At 32.9% G+C, this 22,306-nt stretch carries 22 protein-coding genes; 21 read left to right on the top strand and 1 reads right to left on the bottom strand.

What is annotated here, in order from left to right:
- Window positions 1-98: 98 nt before the first annotated feature.
- The 14 genes from T335_RS0101190 to T335_RS0101260 all read left to right on the top strand — a co-directional run bounded on the left by T335_RS0101190 (window position 99) and on the right by T335_RS0101260 (window position 14,416).
- On the top strand, window positions 99-2,729 hold the full coding sequence (locus tag T335_RS0101190; RefSeq protein ID WP_026475908.1) for a CBS domain-containing protein: 2,631 nt from the start codon (window positions 99-101) through the stop codon (window positions 2,727-2,729).
- Window positions 2,730-2,731: 2 nt separating this feature from the next.
- Window positions 2,732-3,370: a site-2 protease family protein gene (locus T335_RS0101195; RefSeq protein WP_026475909.1), complete on the top strand. Its 639-nt coding sequence runs from the start codon at window positions 2,732-2,734 to the stop codon at window positions 3,368-3,370.
- Window positions 3,371-3,382: 12 nt separating this feature from the next.
- Entirely contained in the window at window positions 3,383-4,126 is a 744-nt protein-coding gene (locus T335_RS0101200; protein ID WP_026475910.1) for a segregation and condensation protein A, read from the top strand.
- Between the two features lie 18 nt (window positions 4,127-4,144).
- Entirely contained in the window at window positions 4,145-4,708 is a 564-nt protein-coding gene (scpB, locus tag T335_RS0101205) for an SMC-Scp complex subunit ScpB (protein ID WP_026475911.1), read from the top strand.
- Window positions 4,709-5,043: 335 nt separating this feature from the next.
- Window positions 5,044-7,530 carry a heavy metal translocating P-type ATPase gene (locus tag T335_RS0101210; RefSeq protein ID WP_034327400.1) on the top strand — a complete coding sequence of 829 codons (2,487 nt, stop codon included), beginning with the start codon at window positions 5,044-5,046 and terminating at the stop codon, window positions 7,528-7,530.
- A gap of 547 nt (window positions 7,531-8,077) precedes the next feature.
- A complete protein-coding gene (locus tag T335_RS0101220) occupies window positions 8,078-8,782 on the top strand; it encodes a cytochrome c biogenesis CcdA family protein (RefSeq protein WP_026475913.1) in 705 nt (234 codons plus the stop codon).
- A gap of 115 nt (window positions 8,783-8,897) precedes the next feature.
- The gene (locus T335_RS22465) at window positions 8,898-9,035 is read left to right on the top strand and encodes an LDCC motif putative metal-binding protein (RefSeq protein WP_169735922.1); all 138 of its coding nucleotides are present in this window, start codon (window positions 8,898-8,900) and stop codon (window positions 9,033-9,035) included.
- A complete protein-coding gene (locus tag T335_RS0101230; RefSeq protein ID WP_026475914.1) occupies window positions 9,036-9,287 on the top strand; it encodes a hypothetical protein in 252 nt (83 codons plus the stop codon). It abuts the gene before it with no gap.
- Window positions 9,288-9,449: 162 nt separating this feature from the next.
- Window positions 9,450-9,614, top strand: a complete 165-nt coding sequence (locus T335_RS22150) for a hypothetical protein (protein WP_156943603.1) — start codon at window positions 9,450-9,452, stop codon at window positions 9,612-9,614.
- Between the two features lie 55 nt (window positions 9,615-9,669).
- Window positions 9,670-9,885 (top strand): double zinc ribbon domain-containing protein, encoded by a 216-nt coding sequence (locus T335_RS0101240; protein WP_026475915.1) that lies wholly within the window; start codon window positions 9,670-9,672, stop codon window positions 9,883-9,885.
- 4 nt (window positions 9,886-9,889) lie between these two features.
- The gene (locus tag T335_RS0101245) at window positions 9,890-11,287 is read left to right on the top strand and encodes an ATP-binding protein (protein ID WP_026475916.1); all 1,398 of its coding nucleotides are present in this window, start codon (window positions 9,890-9,892) and stop codon (window positions 11,285-11,287) included.
- Window positions 11,280-12,629, top strand: a complete 1,350-nt coding sequence (locus tag T335_RS0101250) for a sigma-54-dependent transcriptional regulator (protein WP_026475917.1) — start codon at window positions 11,280-11,282, stop codon at window positions 12,627-12,629. The genes T335_RS0101245 and T335_RS0101250 overlap by 8 nt, the downstream gene beginning before the upstream one ends.
- Window positions 12,630-12,723: 94 nt before the next feature.
- A complete protein-coding gene (lgt, locus tag T335_RS0101255; protein WP_026475918.1) occupies window positions 12,724-13,566 on the top strand; it encodes a prolipoprotein diacylglyceryl transferase in 843 nt (280 codons plus the stop codon).
- Window positions 13,567-13,720: 154 nt separating this feature from the next.
- On the top strand, window positions 13,721-14,416 hold the full coding sequence (locus tag T335_RS0101260; protein WP_034327402.1) for a TIGR01906 family membrane protein: 696 nt from the start codon (window positions 13,721-13,723) through the stop codon (window positions 14,414-14,416).
- Window positions 14,417-14,478: 62 nt separating this feature from the next.
- Here T335_RS0101260 and T335_RS0101265 read toward each other — a convergent pair whose 3' ends face one another.
- On the bottom strand, window positions 14,479-15,120 hold the full coding sequence (locus tag T335_RS0101265; protein ID WP_026475920.1) for a class I SAM-dependent methyltransferase: 642 nt from the start codon (window positions 15,118-15,120) through the stop codon (window positions 14,479-14,481).
- Window positions 15,121-15,403: 283 nt separating this feature from the next.
- On the opposite strand from T335_RS0101265, the gene T335_RS0101270 reads away from it, so the two are divergent.
- From T335_RS0101270 to T335_RS0101300, 7 genes are all read left to right on the top strand, one after another.
- Window positions 15,404-15,856 (top strand): S-ribosylhomocysteine lyase, encoded by a 453-nt coding sequence (locus tag T335_RS0101270; protein WP_034327404.1) that lies wholly within the window; start codon window positions 15,404-15,406, stop codon window positions 15,854-15,856.
- Window positions 15,857-16,328: 472 nt separating this feature from the next.
- A complete protein-coding gene (locus T335_RS0101275; RefSeq protein WP_026475922.1) occupies window positions 16,329-17,459 on the top strand; it encodes a bifunctional cystathionine gamma-lyase/homocysteine desulfhydrase in 1,131 nt (376 codons plus the stop codon).
- Between the two features lies 1 nt (window position 17,460).
- On the top strand, window positions 17,461-18,375 hold the full coding sequence (locus T335_RS0101280) for a PLP-dependent cysteine synthase family protein (protein WP_026475923.1): 915 nt from the start codon (window positions 17,461-17,463) through the stop codon (window positions 18,373-18,375).
- Between the two features lie 654 nt (window positions 18,376-19,029).
- Window positions 19,030-20,136: a C40 family peptidase gene (locus tag T335_RS21440; RefSeq protein WP_051569071.1), complete on the top strand. Its 1,107-nt coding sequence runs from the start codon at window positions 19,030-19,032 to the stop codon at window positions 20,134-20,136.
- A 198-nt stretch (window positions 20,137-20,334) separates the two neighbouring features.
- Window positions 20,335-21,237, top strand: coding sequence for a hypothetical protein (locus T335_RS0101290; protein WP_026475924.1), 903 nt, complete (start codon window positions 20,335-20,337; stop codon window positions 21,235-21,237).
- A gap of 20 nt (window positions 21,238-21,257) precedes the next feature.
- Window positions 21,258-21,614 (top strand): DRTGG domain-containing protein, encoded by a 357-nt coding sequence (locus T335_RS0101295; protein ID WP_026475925.1) that lies wholly within the window; start codon window positions 21,258-21,260, stop codon window positions 21,612-21,614.
- A 22-nt stretch (window positions 21,615-21,636) separates the two neighbouring features.
- On the top strand, window positions 21,637-22,053 hold the full coding sequence (locus T335_RS0101300; protein ID WP_026475926.1) for an ATP-binding protein: 417 nt from the start codon (window positions 21,637-21,639) through the stop codon (window positions 22,051-22,053).
- Window positions 22,054-22,306: the final 253 nt, after the last annotated feature.

Raw genomic sequence — 22,306 nt, forward strand, 5'->3', positions numbered from 1 at the left:
TCTTCTTCAACCCTAACTCTTTTAGTTACAAATCGGGTATGATATAATAAAAATCAGTTCTTAAATACAGATTATAGTGAGAGTAAAGGGTGAAAAAAATGAAGGCAATTATAAGTCACCAAAATACAGATTTTGATGCATTGGCCAGCATGGTGGCCTGTTCTAAAATACATCCTGATGCGACTATGTTTTTTACCGGGAAGCTTAAGGAAGAAGTAAAAGAATTTATTGTTCTATATAAAAATGTCTTACCCATCGATCAAGCTGGAAAGTTGAACTTAGAAGAGGTAGAAGAATTATTTATAGTGGATGTTAATTCTCCAAAACGAATCGGTAAGTTTAGTCAGCTTTTAGATAAAGAGCTACCGATAACGATAATTGACCACCATATGGTTGGGGAGCATAGCATTAAGAAGGGTAACCAAATTATTAAAGCTTATGGTGCTTGTACAACTATTTTGTTAGAGGAAATCATTGAAAAGGAGATCCCCATAAGCCCCTTCGAAGCAACCTTATTTGCCCTAGGAATATATACAGATACCAATTGTTTAACCTTCAGCCACACAACCTATCATGATGCTGAAGTGGTTGCCTATTTATTAAAGCAGGGGGCAAATTTAGCAATTGTTAATCAAGTTATGAGGGGAACATTAGCACCAGAACAAGATCAACTATTTTCTACTATAATTAATAATCTTGAGACTATCAATATAAATGGTTATGAAATCTTAATGGCTACCTTAGTTTTAGAAGATTTTATTGGTGAATTAGGTACGATGGCAGAAAAAATTATTGATATTAAAAAATGTGATGGTATTTTTTTAGTTGTAAAGATGGAAGAACGTTGCTATATTGTAGCTAGAACAATTGTAGATGAAATGAACTTACCATTGATCTTGAAGGATTTTGGAGGAGGCGGTCATCGTAAGGCTGCTTCTGCATCAATCAAAAAAGGTGAGACAGAAGAAGTGAAAAGTCTGTTGTTGAAGGCCTTGCAGATTAATACCAAACCCAAGATTACTGCTAAAGAGATTATGAGCCATCCAGTAAAGACTGTATTTGAAGACATGTCGGTAGATGAAGTTAATAAAATTATGTTAAGATATGGTCATACAGGTATGCCTGTTGTAAAGGAAGATCAATTAATTGGAATTATATCTAGAACAGATATCGATAAGGCCATTCTCCATGGACTCAGTCATGCTCCTGTAAAGGGTTTTATGACAAGAAATATTTTAAGTATAACTAGCAATACATCTATTACTGATATTAACAATTTAATGCTAAAACATAACATTGGAAGGCTTCCAGTAATTGAAGAAGGCAAAATTATTGGAATTGTGACTCGTACTGATTTACTTAAGGTTTTATATGGAAATAATCATCCTAATTGGTATAAAAAAGTTTTTCATGAAGAAGAATTGGAGGATATTAACTGCTATCACCTATTAAAGAAGCTGCCTAAAGACATATATCATTTACTTGATTTTGCAGGAACTGTGGCAGATGAACTCAATAAAAATGCCTACGTTGTAGGTGGGTTTGTACGGGATCTATTCCTTCATGCTACAAACTGGGATATTGATATTGTTGTAGAGGGGGATGGAATTGCCTTTGCAGAAGCATTAAATTTAAAACTTAATGGCCAAACAACCCTATATAAACAATTTGGTACAGCTATGATTACTTTAGATAACGGTCAAACAATAGATATCGTAACAGCACGGCGAGAATATTATGAGTACCCAGCAGCTTTACCAAAGGTGGAGCAAAGTTCAATCTGGAGCGATTTATTTAGGAGAGACTTTACTATTAATTGTATGGCTATTCAGCTCAACAAAGCCCATGAAGGTAAATTAATAGACTATTTTGGCGGGCTAAGAGATATAGAGAATAAGAAAATTAGAGTCTTGTATAACCTAAGCTTTATAGAGGACCCTACCCGTATCTTTAGAGCCATAAGATTTGCCTCACGTTTTAAATTTGAAATTGAAGAAGAGACTAGTGGTTTTATGGAGATGGCAATTAAGGATCATATGGTGGAAAAATTAAGTGATGAACGAATTAGGGAAGAATTAGTACAAATTCTTAAGGAAAGAAGCATGGGGGACAGTTTACAGCTATTAAAAAAATTTAGAATCATTGAGATTCTCCACCCCCAGCTAAATTTAAATGAAGATTTATTGAAGAAGGTAAATTATATTGATGCCTCAATTGAAAAATTCAAAGAGTTCTATGGGGAAGACAAGGGAATTAATAAACTTCAGATTATCATTATGCAGTTATTTAGTAACTTTTCCACTGATCATTTGGAAACTGTACTATTTAAGTTAGCTAATCAAACATTAGCCAAAAAAGTAGAAGAAACATTAAGGAATAAAGATAAGTTATACCAGCAATTGCAGGAAGAGGATTTAGATAAATTTACACTTTATCAATGGCTAAAACCCCTTAAGCAAGAAGAAATTATCTTCTACTATAATGATTGTGACGATCCATATATTAGACATTATCTCATGTTTTATCTGCTAAAATTAAGGGATATAGAGCTGGAGATGACAGGAAAAGACCTTATGTCCTTAGGCCTTAAGCCAGGGCCAATTTTCAAAGAATTATTAGATGATACATTAGAGGCTAAGGTAATGGGGCTAATATACAGTAAGGAAGATGAGTTAAATTTTGTTAAGAAGAAAATAAAAATAGCCGAAGAAAGAATAGGAGGGGAGTAATAATGTTCCCGTTTAATATTAATTTATTTGATCTAGAGCGTATCATACTGACAGTGCCAGCTGTTTTAATGGCGATTACCCTCCATGAGTTTGCCCATGGCTACAGTGCTTATTTAATGGGAGACCCTACTGCTAAAGAAAGGGGAAGATTAAGCCTTAACCCCTTAGCCCACCTTGATCCCTTTGGATTTATTCTTCTTTTGGTGGCAGGCTTCGGTTGGGCAAAACCTGTTCCCATTAATGCCTACTATTTTAAGAAACGTAGATTGGGAATATTTATTGTATCCATAGCAGGTGTAGTAACCAATTTTATATTGGCTACTTTATTGACAATTGCATTAGGACTACAAGCTACCTACTATCCGAATGGGATGATTTCAGATATGATTACTTATGGCATATGGATTAATTTAGTTTTAGGGGTATTTAACCTTTTCCCCATTCCACCATTAGATGGTTCGAAAATTATTTTATCTATATTACCAAATAATTTAGCCTATTACTTTCATAAAATAGAAAAATATTCCTACGTGATTTTAATAGCCCTAATTTTCTTTGGTGCAATAAATAAAGTTCTATTTCCAGTTACTCAATTTTTACTATCATTATTAGTAAGATTTATATTAGTACCATTTTTCTAGGAGGGATAAAAAGTGGCCTATAATGTTAAACTACAAGCCTTTGAAGGTCCCTTCGATCTTCTGTTTCATTTAATTGAGAAAAATGAAATTGATATTTATGATATACCCATCAACCAAGTGACAGATCAATACATTTCATATATTAGACAAATGGAAAGTCTTGATTTAGAAATTACCAGTGAGTTTCTAGTAATGGCTGCAACTTTGTTAGAAATAAAATCTAAAATGTTACTACCTGTTGAGGTAGTAGATCATGTACAGTTGGAAATAGAAGAGTTAGACCCAAGACACGAACTTGTAAGAAAGCTTTTAGAGTATAAGAAATATAAAGTGGTAGCTGAGGTCTTTAAGGAGAAAGAAGACCTTTCTAAAAAATTATATTTTAAACCAAGGGAAGAAATTATTTTTGAACAGGAAGAAGATGCCCATATACTGGAAAACTTAGAAATGGCGGATTTATTAAATGCATTAGAAAAGGTATTAACAAGTAAAAATGTAAAGATTAAAGAAAAAAATACCTTTCATCAAATGCAAAGAGATAGCTTTACCATCGAAGAAAAAATTATAGAAATTCAAAAAATATTATCTCAAAAGCATACCATTAAGTTTAAGTCATTATTTGAAACTTTATCAAATAGAAACGAAATGATTACTACCTTTTTAGCCCTACTAGAATTAATTAAAATGAAGGAAGTAGCAGTAAAACAAGATCTATGCTTTTCAGATATAGAAATTAAACTAAAGAATATAACATAACTTTGAGGTGTTGAATAAATGAACGAAGATCAAATGAGATCAGTTATAGAGGCATTACTCTTTGCTTGGTCAGATCCCCTAGCTTTAAAAGATATTGCAAAGGTACTAGAGGTAGATGAAAAAAGAGTAGCTGAAGTGTTAAAAGAGATGATGGATGATTTTAATTATAATAAAAGAGGAATTCAAATTATCAAAATGAACGATCACTATCAATTAGCTACAAAGCCAGAGCATTACGATTATGTTCAGAAATTATTAGAACCCAAACAAAATAAAGGATTAACCCAGGCAGCTCTAGAAACATTAGCTATTATTGCCTATAAACAACCTATTCCAAAAGGTGAAATTGAGGGGATTAGGGGTGTAAAGTGTGATAAAGCAATTGCAACTCTATTAGAAAAAGATTTAATTGAAGAAAAGGGGCGTTTAGAAAAAACAGGCCGTCCAATACTATACGGTACTAGTCTAAATTTCTTAAAGGCCTTTGGCTTGAATTCATTAAAGGACTTACCTCCTATAAGCGAATTCCAGCTTCTAAGTGAAGAGGAAGAAGAAGTGAAGGATATTTTGTTTAAGAAGTAGATGGAAGTAGATAGCAGTAGATCGAAGTAGAGTAGTAAGTAAAGAATAACACAACTAGATAGAGAATTAATAAAAATAATATTTTAAAAATTAACACAGCCACTAGACATGGAATCTAGTGGTTTTTCTATCGTTATAGAGATCATAAAAAGGATAACGTATTAAATACCTTAATATGGGGTAATAAAATAAGAGGAAAATAAAAAAAATAGTTGACGAGATATACCCTATGGGGGTATTATATACATATAGGGGGTATTAGTATACCGGTAAGTAATGATAAGTTTAAATATATTTGAAACCTTTACTACATTTCCTAAGAGAGGAGCATTAAAATGAGTGTTAAAAACAACAATCTTCTTAAAAGAGCAATCAAAATACAAGGTATGTCCTGTAGTAGTTGCTCAGCCAATATTGAAAAGAAACTCAAGGCAACTGAAGGGATTTTCAATGTAAGTATAAACTTTGCCGCTGAAAGAGCACAAGTTGAGTTTGACCCAGACATCATTACAATGGAGTCAATTTTAGAAAAGATTCAAAAGTTAGGATATAGTGGAACAGAAGAGGTAGAGGAAAAACTAGAAAAAGCTACCTTTAAAGTTACTGGAATGACCTGCACAGCTTGCTCAAGTAGAGTAGAAAAAACTTTGAATAAGATGGAGGGTATACATTCGGCAAGTGTTAATTTTGCTGTTGAGAAAGCAACTGTAGAATATGATCCAAAAATGATTCGCCTCATGGATATGAAAAGAAAAATAGCAAGCTTAGGTTATGAGTTAATTACTGATGAGGATTCTGTTAAAGAAGAGGTAGATGAAGATCAAAGGAAAGTTGATGCAGCTTATAAAACAATGTTTACTTCATTAATTTTTACGGGATTAATAATGGGTTTAATGATTATCCATATGTTTATTAAAGAGGTACCTTATTATTTTCCAATGACAGTTGTCTTAGGGATTCCAATTATTTTTGGGACTGGAATGCATGTTCATAAGGCAAGTTTTAAAGCATTAAAAAATAAAAGTCCAAACATGGATGTATTAGTTTCTCTGGGGTCTTTACCTCCTTATTTAATTGGTTTATTAGGTTTTATGTTCCCAATTCAAACTTTTATTGAAATGGCTACAACAATTATGTCCTTCCATCTTATAGGAAAATATCTAGAAGTTAGGGCAAAGGGAAGAGCCTCTCAAGCTATTAAGAAGTTGATTCAAATGGGGGCGAAAACAGCAAAGGTAATCATTAATGGTGAGGAAGTAGAAATTCCAGTAAAAGAACTTCAAATTGGTGATATAATGATTGTTCGACCTGGTGAAAAGATTCCTACTGATGGTTCGGTAGTTGATGGAAGCAGTTTAGTTGACGAGTCTATGGCTACTGGTGAGTCAATGCCTGTTAAAAGACAAAGTGGTGATGAGGTAATAGGCGCAACTATTAATAAGCAGGGCTTATTGAAAGTTCAGGTTACGAAGGTTGGTAAAGATACCTTCTTGTCTCAGGTTATTAAGATGGTTGAAGAATGTCAAGGTTCAAAAGTTCCAATTCAGGAATTTGCCGATAGAGTAACAGGTTACTTTGTACCAATTATTCTACTTTTAACGTTAGGGACCTTTATATCCTTTAACCTATTCCCTGACTTCCACAAAAACATAATGCTTTGGGGTGCTCAATATTTACCTTGGGTTAACCCAGATCTAACACCATTAACCTTAGCCTTTGTTACGGCAACGGCAGTGTTGGTAATTGCTTGCCCTTGTGCATTAGGTTTAGGAACACCAACAGCGTTAATGGTTGGTAGTGGTATTGGTGCTGAAAAGGGAATCTTAATCCGTAATGGAGAAGCAGTACAAACATTCAAGGATATTAAGGCTATAGCCTTCGATAAAACAGGTACAATTACTAAAGGGAAGCCAGAAGTAACTGATCTTGTAGTAATAAAAAGTTCAACTGAAAAAGAAGTCCTCTATTTTGCAGGGACAATTGAAAAAGCTTCTGAGCATCCATTGGCCCATGCAATCATAGAAAAAGCAACTAATGATCAGATTACTTTCGGTGAAGTAAAGGATTTTAGCGCTTTAGTCGGAATGGGTGTAGAAGGAAGTATTGATGGAAATAAGATTCTAGTTGGAAACAGGAAGCTGATGAAGGAAAATGGAGTAGAATTTGAGAGCCATGAAAATGAACTAATTCGTTTAGAAGAAGAAGCTAAAACTGCTATGATGGTGGCTAAAGATGATCAGTTAATTGGTATTGTTGCAGTGGCCGACCCACTAAAGGAAGATTCTATCAGAGCCATAGCTGAATTAGAAAAAATGGGGATTGTTACAGCCATGATCACTGGTGATAATAAAAGAACAGCAGCAGCTATAGGTAAAAAAGTTGGTATTAGTCACGTTATTGCAGAAGTTTTACCAGATGGTAAAGTGGCAGAAATAGAAAGACTTCAAGAAAAATATGGGCTAGTAGCAATGGTTGGAGACGGAATCAATGATGCTCCTGCATTAAAACAATCGAATGTTGGTATCGCCATTGGTACAGGAACAGATATTGCCATCGAAGCGGCAGATGTTACCTTGGTTAGAGGTGAGCTGAGTGGAATTATTTCAGCCATCAAGTTGTCTAAAGCAACCTTTAGAAAGATTAAGGAAAATTACTTCTGGGCATGGTTCTATAATGCAATGGCAATACCACTAGCAATGTTTGGACTACTGCACCCAATGATTGGAGCAGCTGCAATGTCAATTAGTTCATTAAATGTTGTGTATAACTCTTTAAGATTAAAAAAGATAAATATTGATCCAAGTTATATCAATCAAAAATGATAATGAAGGAGACTCCGGTATTGGGAGTCTCTTTTTTTCATGCTTGAACAATCTTTAGTTCTAATGTTTAAAAATATTAGCAACAAGGCAAGATATAAACGAGAAAATAAGTCTGTTCTTAGATGAAGGATAGAATTTATAGCGAGGTGGCTTAAATGACTAATTATATTATTATGCTCTTCAGCACTGTTGCAATTATTACTGGTTTTATTCTGGTAGGGTATTACCTATGGGGGGTATCTAAAAAATATAAAAAAGAGTGACTATAGAAAAAATAAGTTAGATAGACTTTGGTATAAAAATTGCATGTTTATAACTTTAAATTAACAAGACTATATTAAATTATATGAAAGGGGGCCTATTCAAAACAAAAGAAAATCGGCTAGATAAACTAAATGATATTTTGCTACATCAATCTAAATATATTGTAGGAAATGCTACAGTAGGTGTAGCAATTAATTAAATTCAATTAATAATATAAAAAATTACTAAAGATAAGACTAACTAATATAGTTGGCTCTTATCTTTTTTTGTTAGGGGGATTATTATGAACTTCAGTGCATATTTAGAACCAATGAAGGAACAAGTTTTAGGAAACTCACCCATGATCTTTATATTGATATTTCTAATAGGTATCATTTCGTCTCTAAACCCTCATATGATTGGGATGGTACCAATGTACATGGGAATAATTCTACAGGAAAAAAAAGAGGGAGTAAGGACTAGAGAAGTGATCTGCTTTTCCATTAGCTTTGCACTAATGCTAACGATTTTAGGTGTTATCGTTTCAAGTTTTGGGGCGTCTCTTCATCCAATTATGAGAATAAGTTATATCATTGGGGGAACCATCTATCTGCTTTTAGGATTAAAAATGTTAGGGCTTAATTTGAAGAAATTATCCCCCATAAAAATTGTTTATTTTTATAGCAGTAATACTAAAAAACGAAGTCTGGTGAAAAATATAATATTACCCCTTATTTTTACACCCTGTAGCTTACCGTATATTATATCAATTTTGACCTTAGCCATGCTTAGGGGTAGTCTCTTTTATGGGGGGTTACTTTTATTCAGCTTTGGCTTAGGACATAGCTTAATTTTTATTGTCTTTGGTCTATTTTCTGACTACATAACCAACATTAACCTTACATTTAGATATAGAAGGGTTATTAACAGGTGCTTTGCAGTCTTAATGTTGTTATTAGCAGTAGTTTTTTTCTTTTTAAGTTCTAATCATAAGGGTCATCATATGTAAAGTTGGCATGAAATTTGCTTGTTATAAATAGTGAGACAAAATAATTAGTGTAAGTCAGAAATATGGGCAGTACAGTGAATCTTTTATTGATGTAAAGAATTTAAGGAGTGGTTTTATGAAGAAATGGTTTAAAAAATTGTTAAAGGCTATTGAAGATGCAAATAAAAACAACTTTGATAGTGGGAAAATGGATTGTTGTGATTTAAATAAAAATAAGAAGGCTAAAAGAAAAACTAATACTGGAGGAATTTAAATGAAAAATCATAATCATGGAAAAAAACACGGGATGTTAATGTTATTATGTTGTTTAGTACCTTTATTACTACTAGCTTTGTTACCACGATTTGGTGTAAATCTAGGGCCACTGGGAAGATATGCTCCCTTTGCTATGGTTTTAATATGTCCTTTGATGCATATTGGTATGATGTTCTTTATGTTCAAGGGTAACAAAGAAGATTGTCATTCAGAAAAGCAAGGTGTAGATGACAAGACTCAACCATTGTAATTCTTATGAGGAAATTGCATAATTAATAATGCAATTTCTTAGTTGATAATTTCAAAAGAATGAGAAAAAATTTTAGTAAATTAATTCGTATGTAATAAGTGATTTTAGTTTGCTTAGAAAAGGCAATAGGGATATACTATTATTAATGAAAGAGGTGTCTTTTTGGAGAATATATTAATATACGGACTATTAGCAGTTTTAATGTTTTTTATGATGAGAAGAGGAGGTTGCTGTGGAGGTGGTCATAAACAAGATCGTAATGACGCATCTAACAGCTCGTCTAAAGGAAGTAGTTGTTGTGATAACTCGTCTGAAAAGAAAAAATAGATGAATTTAAACGTTCGATGAAACTGTAGGATATACTACAATAGAAGGTGATCATATGCCAGTTTTAGCTTGTGTTGGTATGTCAATTATAATTTATATGCTATTGTTTTATAGTTTAAGAAAAACAGAAAACGAGACAGATAAAAATAAAGTAGAGAAGGGTATTATTTTGGATGGTGAACTAACAGACCAGTGCCTCAAGTGTAATAAACCTTATAGCAGTAATTGGCGATACTGCCCCTATTGTGGAAATACACGAGAAAATGGGTGATACCATGAAAAAAGTCAACAAGGATCTATTATCAATAGCATTATTAATTACTTTAATTTCTGGGTTGCACTATTTTACTCTGGTAGGTTACTGGCCCATTCATGACTTCTATAGAAGATTGTATTATCTACCGATTATTATTGCTGCCTTCAAGTTTAGACTTAAGGGAGGTTTCATAACCTCCCTTATTGTCGTGTTGATATACGCCCCCCATTTGATATTTTATTTTGGAGAAATTAACATACAGGTTGTAAATCAATTTTTAGAACTAGGAATGTTTATGATTGTTGGAATGATTACAGGTTACCTGGTGGAGAAAGATTATCATAAACGGGGATTGTTGGAATTTCAGCTGATTCAGTTGGCTAACTTAGAAAATTACACCTATAATATATTAGATAGCCTAAATAGTGGTGTAATAGCCTTAGATCGGAGCTATAATGTACCCTCTACTAACAAACAAGCATTGGTTTTCTTTAATGATTCTAAAGAGATTTTACCTTTCTTAAAGAAAAATAATTTAGTTGAAGAACTGGATAAAATATTTAAGGGTGAAGCTGAACAAATAGAGTCGGAAGTATTATTAGAACAAAGGGATGGGTCGAAACAGAATTTAAAGATTGTTGCCCAACCTATTAAAAACATTAAAGGTGTGAAGGAAGGGATCGTTCTTTTAATTGAGGACATAACCAATATTAAGGAACTTCAGCTTCAAGTAAAGCGAAGTGAAAGATTGTCGGCTATTGGTCAATTGGCATCAGGTATTGCCCATGAGGTAAGAAATCCTTTAGGGATTATTAAAACCATAAGCCAAACAATTGAGGAAGACATAAAGGATCTCGATACCAAAGAGGCTATTGAGATTATTCTTCATGAAACAGATAGGGCTAACAGGGTAATTCAAGAACTGTTAGACTTTGCAAAACCTTATAAATATCAAGTGATAAAGGCCCCCTTGGGTAAACAATTACTAGAACTTTTGGTTTTAACAAATAAGTATGGTGAACAGAGGGGTGTAGAAATTATTGTGGATATAAAGGACGAATGTATTATAGAGGGAGACTTTGATAAGTTGAAACAAGCATTTTTAAACATCGTGTTAAATGGTATTCAGGCTATGGAAAAGGGTGGCGAACTAATGATTACACTTGAAATTGTTGACCAACAATTAGCAATGATCACCTTTCAAGACCAAGGAACTGGTATATCAATGGAAAATCTAGATAAAATGTTTGATCCCTTTTATACCACAAAAGACCAAGGCACTGGCTTAGGTTTATCAATTACCCATCGGATTATTGAAGAACATGATGGAAGAATAGAAGTGATTAGTGAAGTGGGAAAAGGCACTAGAGTTAAGATCCTCTTACCCATAATTAACAAGGAGGAAGTCGATGCATAAAAAAATTTTAGTCGTAGATGATGAAAAAAATATGCGATGGGCTCTTCGAAAGGCCTTAGAGAAAGAAAAATATGTTGTTTATGAGGCATCAAATGGAAAAGAAGCAATCGAAAAGTTTAATAGCTGTAATCCAAATTTGGTTTTATTGGATTTAAAAATGCCTGCTATGGATGGACTGGAGGCATTAAAAAAAATTAAAGTCCTAAACGAGGAAGTGCCTATTATTATGATTACTGCCCATGGCACAATGGAGACAGCAATAGAGGCGATGAAAATAGGTGCATTAGATTATATTTCAAAGCCCTTTGAAGTAGAAGAATTAAAGGTTACTATTCAAAAAGCATTAGGCTTTGGTGCTTTAAAAGAAGAGCTAAACTACTTAAGAGAAGAGTTGGAGCATACAACTGGAAAACAGATAATAGGAGCCAGTAATCAGTTGAAAAATGTTATGGACATGGTGGAAAGGGTGTCTAAAACTAATGCTACTGTATTGATTTTAGGGGAAAGTGGCACGGGTAAAGAATTAATCGCAAATGCAATTCATTATAGCAGTGATCGAAAAGCAGCCCCCTATGTAAAGATTAATTGTGGTGCAATACCAGAAAATTTAATTGAAAGTGAATTGTTTGGATACGAAAAAGGTGCTTTTACTGGTGCTGCCACAAGAAAAATAGGCAAGTTTGAACGAGCCAATGGTGGAACGATATTTCTAGATGAAGTAGGTGAGCTAGATTTAGGGATGCAGGTGAAACTATTAAGAGTTCTTCAAGAAAAGGAAATTGAAAGGATTGGCGGTACACAGCCCATTAAAATTGATGTAAGGGTAGTAGCAGCCACAAATAGAGACTTATTTAGTATGGTAGAGGAGGGTAGGTTTAGGGAGGACTTATACTATAGGCTTAATGTTATCCCTATTCAATTACCTCCCCTTAGAGAAAGGAAGGAGGACATCCCGCTACTAGTTAATTACTTTTTAGAGAAATTTAGTCAAGAAGTTGGTAAAGGAAAAATAATGCTTGAGGATGGGGTAGCGGAAAAACTTCTACAATATCAATGGAAGGGAAATATACGAGAGTTGGAGAATGTAATTGAAAGAATGGTAATACTATCCGATGGAAACAAAATAACAGTAAATAATCTTCCTAAAGAGATATTGGTAGCTGAAATCCGAGAAGAGTTTCTATTGCCTGAAAATGGACTGTTTATGGAAGATCTTGAAAAAAATCTAATTCTTCAAGCTTTAGAAAGAACTGACTATAATCAAACTAAGGCTGCTCAGCTACTGGGCATAAGTCGTCATACCCTAATCTATAGAATGGAAAAATATAGCATAAAAAAATAATTTGATTTTGGGAAGTAACTTTCAGAAATGGCATGGTTATTGCATATATATTCTTGTAGTAACTAATCATTTTAAACTGAAAGGAGAAGTACAAATGAAAACATTTCATATAGGAGGAATTCCAATTCAATTATTTGGCTTAACAATAGCTATTGGGGTCATGGTAGGGCTTTATATTGTAGTGAGGGAAGCTAAAAGAAAAAATATGAATCAAGAAGATTTAACAGATCTAGCCCTATATACGGTAATCGTGGGGATAATAGGAGCTAGACTAAATTATATATTAGCTTTTAACCCATCTTATTATCTTTCAAATCCATTAGAGATCTTAATGATTCAAAATGGAGGACTCTCAATACAAGGGTCTTTAATTGCCGGAATTATATTTGCCCTTTGGTATATGAATCGTAAAAAGATGGATATTGGGAAAACTGCTGATGTTTTTGCACCTGCCATTATTATGGGTCAAGCGATTGGAAGAATTGGCTGTGATGTATTTGGTGTAGAAATGAATAGGGTTTGGCCCTGGGGTGTAAATGTAGCAGGTAGGTTATTACATCCTGCTCAAATCTATGAGGCAATATTAAATTATATCTTATTTATGGTTTTATGGAATAAAAGAAAGAAACTTTATTATAATGGTCAATTATTTGTAATCTATCTTATTGGGTTTTCTATGAATAGATTTATCGTGGAATTCTTTAGAACTAATCCAATGGTAGCAGGACCGATATCAATTGCCCATCTATATAGTTTGGGGCTAGTAGCAGGTGCTATTGCATTAAGATGGTACTTTCAAAAGAAGGATGATAACCCACAATCTAATGGGGCAAATGCTACAGTAAAAATAGAAGTAAGGGATTTAAAGAGGGACAACATCATGGTAATAGGTATGATGATTCTATCGGTATTTATTTATTATTTTATTCATAGATAAAATGGGAGGAAAATTATACTAGTTTCAATCGTTTACGGAAATTGTATTATTAATCTTTGATTTATGTTAATAGTAAATCGTATATAAATCCATTGTTAAGGTTATGATTACAATTTCCGTCCTTAAGAAATCAGTAAATGAAGGAGAAAAGCTTATGAAAAGTAGAGCATCATATATTTTAATGGGGATCTGTTTATCTTTAATGCTATTGTTAACTGCAGTAGAATTAGTAACTTTTAATCAAAATCATTATAAAGAAATGTTTGATAAATATGATGTGCAAAAAGAAACTGGACTAGAGATTAGTGAACTTCAAGTAATCATGAATGATTTGCTAATGTATTTAAAGGATGATAGACCTTTATTGAATACAACAAGAATTGAGAATGGGCAAGAAATACCTGCCTTTGGGGAGAGGGCTGTGCTTCATATGATTGATGTGAAGGAATTATTTATAGGGGGAAAGCGAATTAGAAATTTTAGTATTATTGCTTTTATTGGACTATTGATCTACTCCATTAAGAAGAATAAGAATTGGAAGAGAAGCCTTGCTAAAACATTGGTGTATACTGCCGTTGTTAATGTTTCATTGATGGTAATATTGTATTTATTAATGTTATTTGACTTCTATCGCTATTTTACCTACTTCCACTTAATATTCTTTACAAATGATTTATGGTTACTAGAGGTGGATGAGTTGATGATATTAATGTTACCAGAAGGTTTCTTTAATGATACTGCTGTAAGAATTGCAACCTTATTCTTAGGAAGTAATATATTTATATCGTTATTAGGGTTTAAAGAGTTTTTCGTGGTTAGAAAACTGAAAAGTTTAATTTCAAGATCATAGATAGAAGCTTAAAAGTTGATGATGCAAAATAAGACTAAGACTTCCCGCGGGAAGCCTTAGTCTTATTTTTGTGCAGAAATAACCCAAACATATTTGTTTATTTGTTGCAGTTGGTAGGTATAACCAAGCTCATCAAATAGTTTAAGTATGTCATTGGTAAACTCATAATACTCAGTTTTTAAGTCATTTAATAGATTATGGGAATTAGAATCAGCAACGTATTTTAAAAGCTGATCCTTATAATCAGCAGATTCATACATTGTATCAGCAATCACAAACTTACCTGACTCTTTTAAATATCCATCTAAATATTTTAATGCATTTCTTTTTTCCGAATAGGTAAGATGGTGAAAAGCATAGGAGGTAACAATACTATCAAATTGTTCGGCAATAGGAATGGATAAAAAGTGACCATCAAGTATTGCTATATTAGGCAATTTTTCTTTAGCTAGACGTCTCATTTCTTGGCAAGGTTCAATACCAATCACACTAAAACCTTTAGAGACTAATTTTTTAGATAGATTGCCAGTACCTACGCCAATTTCCAATATTAAACCCTTATTTTTGTCGCTAATTTCATCACATATGGTGTTTAGAAGAACATCATAGTTTTGAAAAACCTCTCTATATTCACCTTGTTGATCATAAACAGTTTTATCATAGACTGGGGCCCATTCATTAAATAGTTCATTAAATTCTAGCACTTACATCATCCTCCTTTAAATATACAAGTATTCCTATCGATTTACTTGGTTTTATATTATCATCTATGCTAATATATGTCAATTAGGAAAATGAAAGTTTTGTATTTTAATTATATTTATTTTTTAAGCTAAGGATATTGCTTTTACTGTAATCATAAAATAAAAAAGGAGAAACAATATTAATATCGAATTAATTATTGACCACTGAAAAAATAAGTGATATATTAATGCCAAGTAAACCGATAAGAATTAATTAAATTTAAAGTCCTTAGGAGGTTAAATTATGAAGATTGTAGTAGAAAGTTTTACGATGGATCACACAAAGGTAACAGCACCTTTTGTAAGGAAATGTGGACACATCAACACACCCAAAGGTGATGTGATTAATAAATTTGACTTGCGATTCACTCAACCTAACGCAGAAGCTATGCCTACTGGTGCAATTCATGCAATAGAGCATTTAATGGCAGGTTATTTCAGGGAAGAACTAGAAGACATTGTAGACATTTCGCCAATGGGCTGTCGAACTGGTTTTTATCTGATTAAAGTTGGAGAATCTACAGAAGAAGAGGTTGCACAAGCTTTAATGAGAACACTAGAAAAAGTGATTAATTCAACCGAGATTCCAGCAGTCAATGCTGTTCAGTGTGGAAATTACAGAGATATGTCTTTATTTGGAGCACAGGAATATGCTAAGGAAGTATTAGGAAAATTGAAGGAAATATACAAAGGGTAAAGGCATAATAATAAGATAAAGGTACAAAATATTGTAAAGGTCTACTATTAGAGTAGTCCTTTTATTTTTTACTTGAATATAGATAATAATAATCTAGTGTTCATCTGTCCTGCCTATGAATTTAATGAATTATAGAAGTTCAAATAAAATGATTGATGAAATTGGATAATTAATATTAAATTTATATTAATGAAAAATGAAAACTTCGCTGTTTAGTGTCTCAGCTTTCACATCTGAATAAAACCAATATAAATTTAATTTATGGTATTATGCATTTTCCTCAATTAATAATTATATAAAAGTACGAATAACATTCTACAGGATTCTATAGGAAATTTCTATTGACCGATGGAAAAATCAATGGTATATTAATACCAAGTAAACCGATAAGGATTGTAGGAATATAATATATTATTAATATATGTTATGAAAAAGTCAATTAAAATTACTTAAATGAGAGGGAGGATATAAAATGAAATTTAATACTTTAGTAATTCATGGTGGTATTGATGGAGATGAAAGAACAGGAGCAGTTACTGTACCAATTTATCAAACTTCTACATACAAACAACATGCAGTAGGTAAGCATACGGGTTATGAGTATTCTAGAACTGGTAATCCAACTAGAGAAGCACTAGAAAAGTTGATAGCAGATCTTGAAGGAGGCCATAGAGGGTTTGCCTTTGGCTCTGGAATGGCGGCAATGTCCTCTGTTATTATGCTTTTTCAAAAAGGAGACCATATTATAATTGGTGACGATGTCTATGGAGGAACCTTTAGGGTAGTTGATAAGGTATTTAAAAACTTAGGTATTGAATATGATGCAGTGGATACAACAGATCCATCAAATATTGACAATGTAATTAAGGCTAACACAAAGGCCATCATTGCAGAGACGCCATCTAATCCAATTATGAAACTTACAGATATTAAAGCTATTGCAGAAAAGGCTAAAAAACATAACCTAGTATTTGTTGTGGATAATACTTTTATGACGCCTTATTTACAAAGGCCACTAGATTTAGGAGCTGATATCGTTCTTCATAGTGCTACAAAATACTTAGGAGGGCATAGTGATGTAGTGGCCGGATTAGCAGTTGTAAATAATGAAGAACTAGGAGAGAGATTACATTTTATACAAAATGCTGTAGGAGCAATCTTGGGACCACAGGATAGTTGGTTATTGATTAAGGGAATTAAGACTCTTGCTTTAAGAATGGATAGACATTGTGAAAATGCTAAGAAAATGGTTTCTTGGCTACAAGAGCAAAAATGGGTTAAGAAAGTATATTACCCTGGTCTTGACGCTAATATCGAAGAATTCAAAGATCAAATGAAAGACTATGGAGCCATGATCTCCTTCGAAGTTGAGAGTGAAGAACTTCTAAACTCTATTATGGCTAACCTTAAAATTATGACCTTGGCGGAAAGTTTAGGTGGAATTGAAACATTAATCTCTGTTCCAGCTAAAATGACCCATGCCTCAATTCCTGTGGAAATTAGAAATAGATTAGGCATCACAGATACTTTAATTAGGTTATCTGTTGGGGTAGAAGATATTGATGACCTAATTTCAGACATTAATCCATTTAAAGGTGAGTAGTATGAAAGTGTATAATAATGTAACAGAATTAATAGGCAATACCCCCATAGTTAAAATTAGTAACTTTAACCTACCTGAAGGGATTAATCTTTATGCGAAATTAGAATACTACAACCCAGGGGGATCGGTAAAAGATAGAATTGGCCATTGGATGATTAAAAAGGCTGAGGAAAAGGGACTCTTAAAAAAGGGGTATACCATATTAGAAGCAACAGCAGGTAATACAGGTATTGGCATTGCCTTAGCTGCTATTAATAGAGGTTATGAAGTGATTTTTGTAGTCCCTGGTAAATTTTCGATTGAAAAACAAAAAATTATGCAGGCATTAGGGGCAAAAATTATCACCACACCTACAGAAGAAGGCCTTAAGGGTGCTTTTAAGAAAGTAGAAGAATTGAAGGAAGAAATAGGAACAGTATTCGTCGCGGATCAATTTAACAACCCCGATAATGTAGAAGCCCATTATCTTTTTACTGGTAAAGAGATTTATGAACAATTAGACGGTAAAATTGATGCTTTTGTGGCAGGTGCCGGATCTGGAGGAACTTTTACAGGGGTAATGAAATATTTAAAAGAGCGAAAAGTACCTGTTATGGGTGTATTGGCAGATCCTGTTGGCTCGATAATAGGTGGAGGAGTAGAAGGTTGTTATAAAATGGAGGGTATTGGAAATGACTTTATTCCAGCCACCCTCGATAAGAAGTTTGTTGATGAAGTAGTAAAAGTTACTGATGACAATGCTTTTGGTATGGTAACGGAATTAGCCAAAAGAGAAGGACTTTTAGTCGGGTCGTCATCAGGGGCAGCTTTTTACGCTGCAATAGAAAAGGCTTATAAAATGAAGGAAGGTAATATTATTGTTGTTTTTCCGGATAAAGCTGATAGATATTTAAGCAAAGATATATTTGCAATTTAATTAATCAAAATTGATTAACTGCTTATGTTGAAGCAAATTTTTGTAAAGGTCATTTTATATTATAGCATTATATTATAGCATTCTGAATAGTTTAAAGTAGCATTCTCCTACCCTGTTAAAAGTAAGGTTTCTATCTTAATTAAGGTAAGGTTCTCTTTTGAGGACCTTTTTTTCTCGGCTAAAAGACTTTAGTTTTTAGTGGCTACTAATGGTGGAAATTGAATTATTGTATGCTCACGAAAAAAAGTTGTAATAACTAATGTAAGTACACAAATCTATAATAAGTACCTTCGTTGGAAATAATGGTAAGGTAGGTAAAGACTTAAAAAGCTAAAAAATTGCTTTTATGATTTAGGAGATTGTATATGCCATAACCCTGAACTTATTCGTTTTATGGAGAGATGAAAGGATAGTCATGCAATGTGAAAAGCAGATGGGTGTGTAATTTGGATTTTCAGACTATTCATTGAACACGAAACAATGAAATCTTCATTTTGCATTATTATAAGTTTAATTTCAATATGCAATTTCTTCCATTAAATAATAAAACATGTTAGTTAGAAATATTTACAGAAAATTAGAAGAAAAAGCAGGAAATTTGTTTAAAACATAGAATAGTACTACATACGAAAAATACTTATTGGGTGGTGACGTATGGAGCTAAAGAGAAGAAGATCAAGATTAGTTACTATGGTAATGGTGTTATTGCTAATGTCTACTTATTTTGCATCAGCAGCTGAGTTAAAGGGAACCGTAATTGCTTCTGAAGGAATTGTGAGAAAAAGTACAAGTTTTAATGGAGAAATTGTTGAAAAATTAAATATTGGCACTTCGGTTAATGTACTAGACTTTAAAGACCGCTGGTATCACATTAAAACCCTTGATGGTGGACTTGAGGGTTGGATATATGAAGAACTTATGGTAGTAGAAGACTCAACTAAAACTCAAAAAGGAATTACGACAGCTTCGGTTTTAAATGTCAGACAAGAACCTTCAACAAGTGGACATGTTTTATCAAGGTTAAGTCAGGGTTCGGAAGTGATTATTGTATCTGCTAGAGGTGAATGGTATCAAATTAAAACACAGCATATAAACAATGGCTGGGTCCATAGTGATTTTGTTAAGTTAATTCCTAATTATCCTCCAGGGCTGGTATTAAGAAATACAGACCTAAAGGAAAATAGAGGATCAGATAAAGTCGTTTTATCCTTAAGAAAGGATAGTCGAGTTTACATTAAAGATTTTGTAGAAGGCTGGTATCTTGTTGTAACAGATAATTTTATTGAAGGGTGGCTTCCACAGTTAGAGGTAGAGTTAGAGATTAACATAACCAGACCTGTAAGTCGCTCAGGTGAAAGAACTGGTATATTTTCTAATATAGCAGAAGTATCAAAAAAATATCTAGGAAAAAAATATGGATGGGGTCAAACCGGGCCAGATCGTTTCGATTGCTCAGGATTTACCACATACATCTTAAATACATATTATGGTGATTATTTAAAGTCGAAGGGGATAAATTTACCTAGGACATCTAGAGACCAAGCTACAGTTGGAACAAATGTTAACAGAGGTGAATGGATACCAGGTGACTTAGTATTCTTTAATACTGAATCAAGAATCAGTAGCAATATTACCCATGTTGGAATCTATCTTGGTAATGGACAATTTATCCATGCCTCATCGGCTAGACAAACAGTAATGATTTCATCTTTATCGGAGGGATACTATGATACCCGATATATTAAAGCAGTAAGACTTTAGTAGAAAATTATTAACTTAATTATGAATTACGTATCTAGGGCTTGTCATAGGATAAGCTCTTTTTTTATGGACAAAATGTCTAAGTAATGTATTAATATTGTAAGAATAATTTTTGATTTATCCATTATATATATAATAAGACAAGTTTACGAAGTTTTATCTAGTTGATGGGACCACGCAATGGAGGAGGAGATTAGTATGAAAAGGAATCGGATGATGATTAAACGAAAGAGGAGAAATACCAGTTTGTTATTAGTTGTTGTTTTTTGCATTATTCTTCCTATTACAGCTATCTATATAGGCTTAAGAATTACTGAATTATGGGTATCTCCAGTTTTAAATTCAGATGATTACATATCGGTTATCGATATTGACAACAACGAAGATGAACCAGTAAAGGATGATTCAGAAGAGGTTGAAGACCCCAATAAAAATGCTAATGAAAATGTAAATGAAAATACAAGTAAAATATCTAATGAAATTAGGCCTTTTTCAATTTATACGATACAAATTGCCAGTTTAGTAGATAATAGTAATCTAGATGATGTTATTGGCGAGCTAAACTACCAAAGATTGCCCCATTTAATATATCAACTAGATAACAGTTATAAAGTATATGTGTTGGGAGGAACTAAACGTGAACATGTAGAAATTGAGTTAGCAAGAGTTAAGGAAAACTATCCCGATGCATATATTAATGAAGTTCATGCTTCAAGAAGATCAGTCCAGTATGAAGAAGGAGAAAATAAGGATGTACTAAAGGAAATCGTCGGAGATTTAAATGAAATATTGATTACTTTAGAAGAACAAGGGGAAACTTGGTATAATTTTTTCAAAAAAGAAGGAAAATTAGATGGGTATATAGAATTGTTAAAAAAACAACAAACTTTATTATCGCATTTATCTAATATCATATCTGAGGTAGAGTTACCAGAGAGTTTTCCGGATAAAGCATTAATTGATAAAATGATCGTGTATCAAGAGGGGAATATTAATCGTTCTGTAGAATTTTACCAGGAAGACTTAGAAGATAACATCCATCGTCTTCATAGTTTATATTTAGATAATTTATTTAGAATAGTAGAGATTATCAAAGGATAAGAATCAATAGGAGGGATTTTATGAATTTAAAACACGTGCAACAACTCCTAGACGCAGAAATATTGTCTGGGGAAGCACATATGGAAAGGGAGGTAAATACTGTTTTTGCTTGTGATTTAATGAGCGATGTTTTATCTTTAATTGAAGACAAAACGATTCTTTTAACAGGGTTAGTAAATCTACAGACGATTAGAACAGCTGAAATGCTTGATATTAACGCTGTAGTGTTTGTTAGGGGTAAGATACCTGATCACGAGACGCTTAAAATAGCAAAAGAGAATAATATTGTAATTTTATCAACAAAGCACATTTTATTTACCAGTTGTGGTATTTTATATAATAATGGCTTAAAAGGAGCCAAGCTAGAGTATAAATAATTGGCAATATGATGAAGGGGTGGTGACCATACAATTAAGTTACGAAGTAGTTAAAAATGATTTTTTTAAAGCTGGAGAAGCTTCGAGTAATATCAAAAAGGTCTTGAGGCAATTAGGGATTCCATCTGATCTTATCAGAAGAGTTGCAGTAGCCACTTATGAAGCCGAAATGAATATTGTAATCCATTCTGATGGCGGAGAAATAATTTTATTAGTGACTCCAGAAAAAGTGCAGATTACGGCACTTGATAAGGGACCAGGTATAGCAGATATTGAGATGGCAATGAAGGAAGGATATTCGACTGCACCACAAGAAGTAAGAGAGATGGGATTTGGAGCAGGTATGGGTTTACCGAATATGAAAAGGTGTGCAGATGAATTTGAAATTAAATCGTCCCTTGGTAATTCTACAGAAGTTACGATAATTATAAGAATCTAAAAATAGTTAAAAGAAGTTAAACGGAAGTTAAAAGAAGTTAGAAGAAGTAGAAGAAATTGATAGGAAGGTAAAAAGAAGATAAAATAAGTGTACAGAAGTTATTGAAGCATATAAAATAATTAAATAATACAATAAGAGAAAAAAAGAATTTGTTAAAATAATAACATAAAATAATAGTTAGAACAAAGGTTAGTAAATACAGGTTTAGCATTAAAGCCCATTTGTTGTGAATTTAATAAAGACTAACGTATTT

The sequence above is a fragment of the Alkaliphilus transvaalensis ATCC 700919 genome, from assembly GCF_000621485.1.
GTDB lineage: Bacteria > Bacillota > Clostridia > Peptostreptococcales > Natronincolaceae > Alkaliphilus > Alkaliphilus transvaalensis.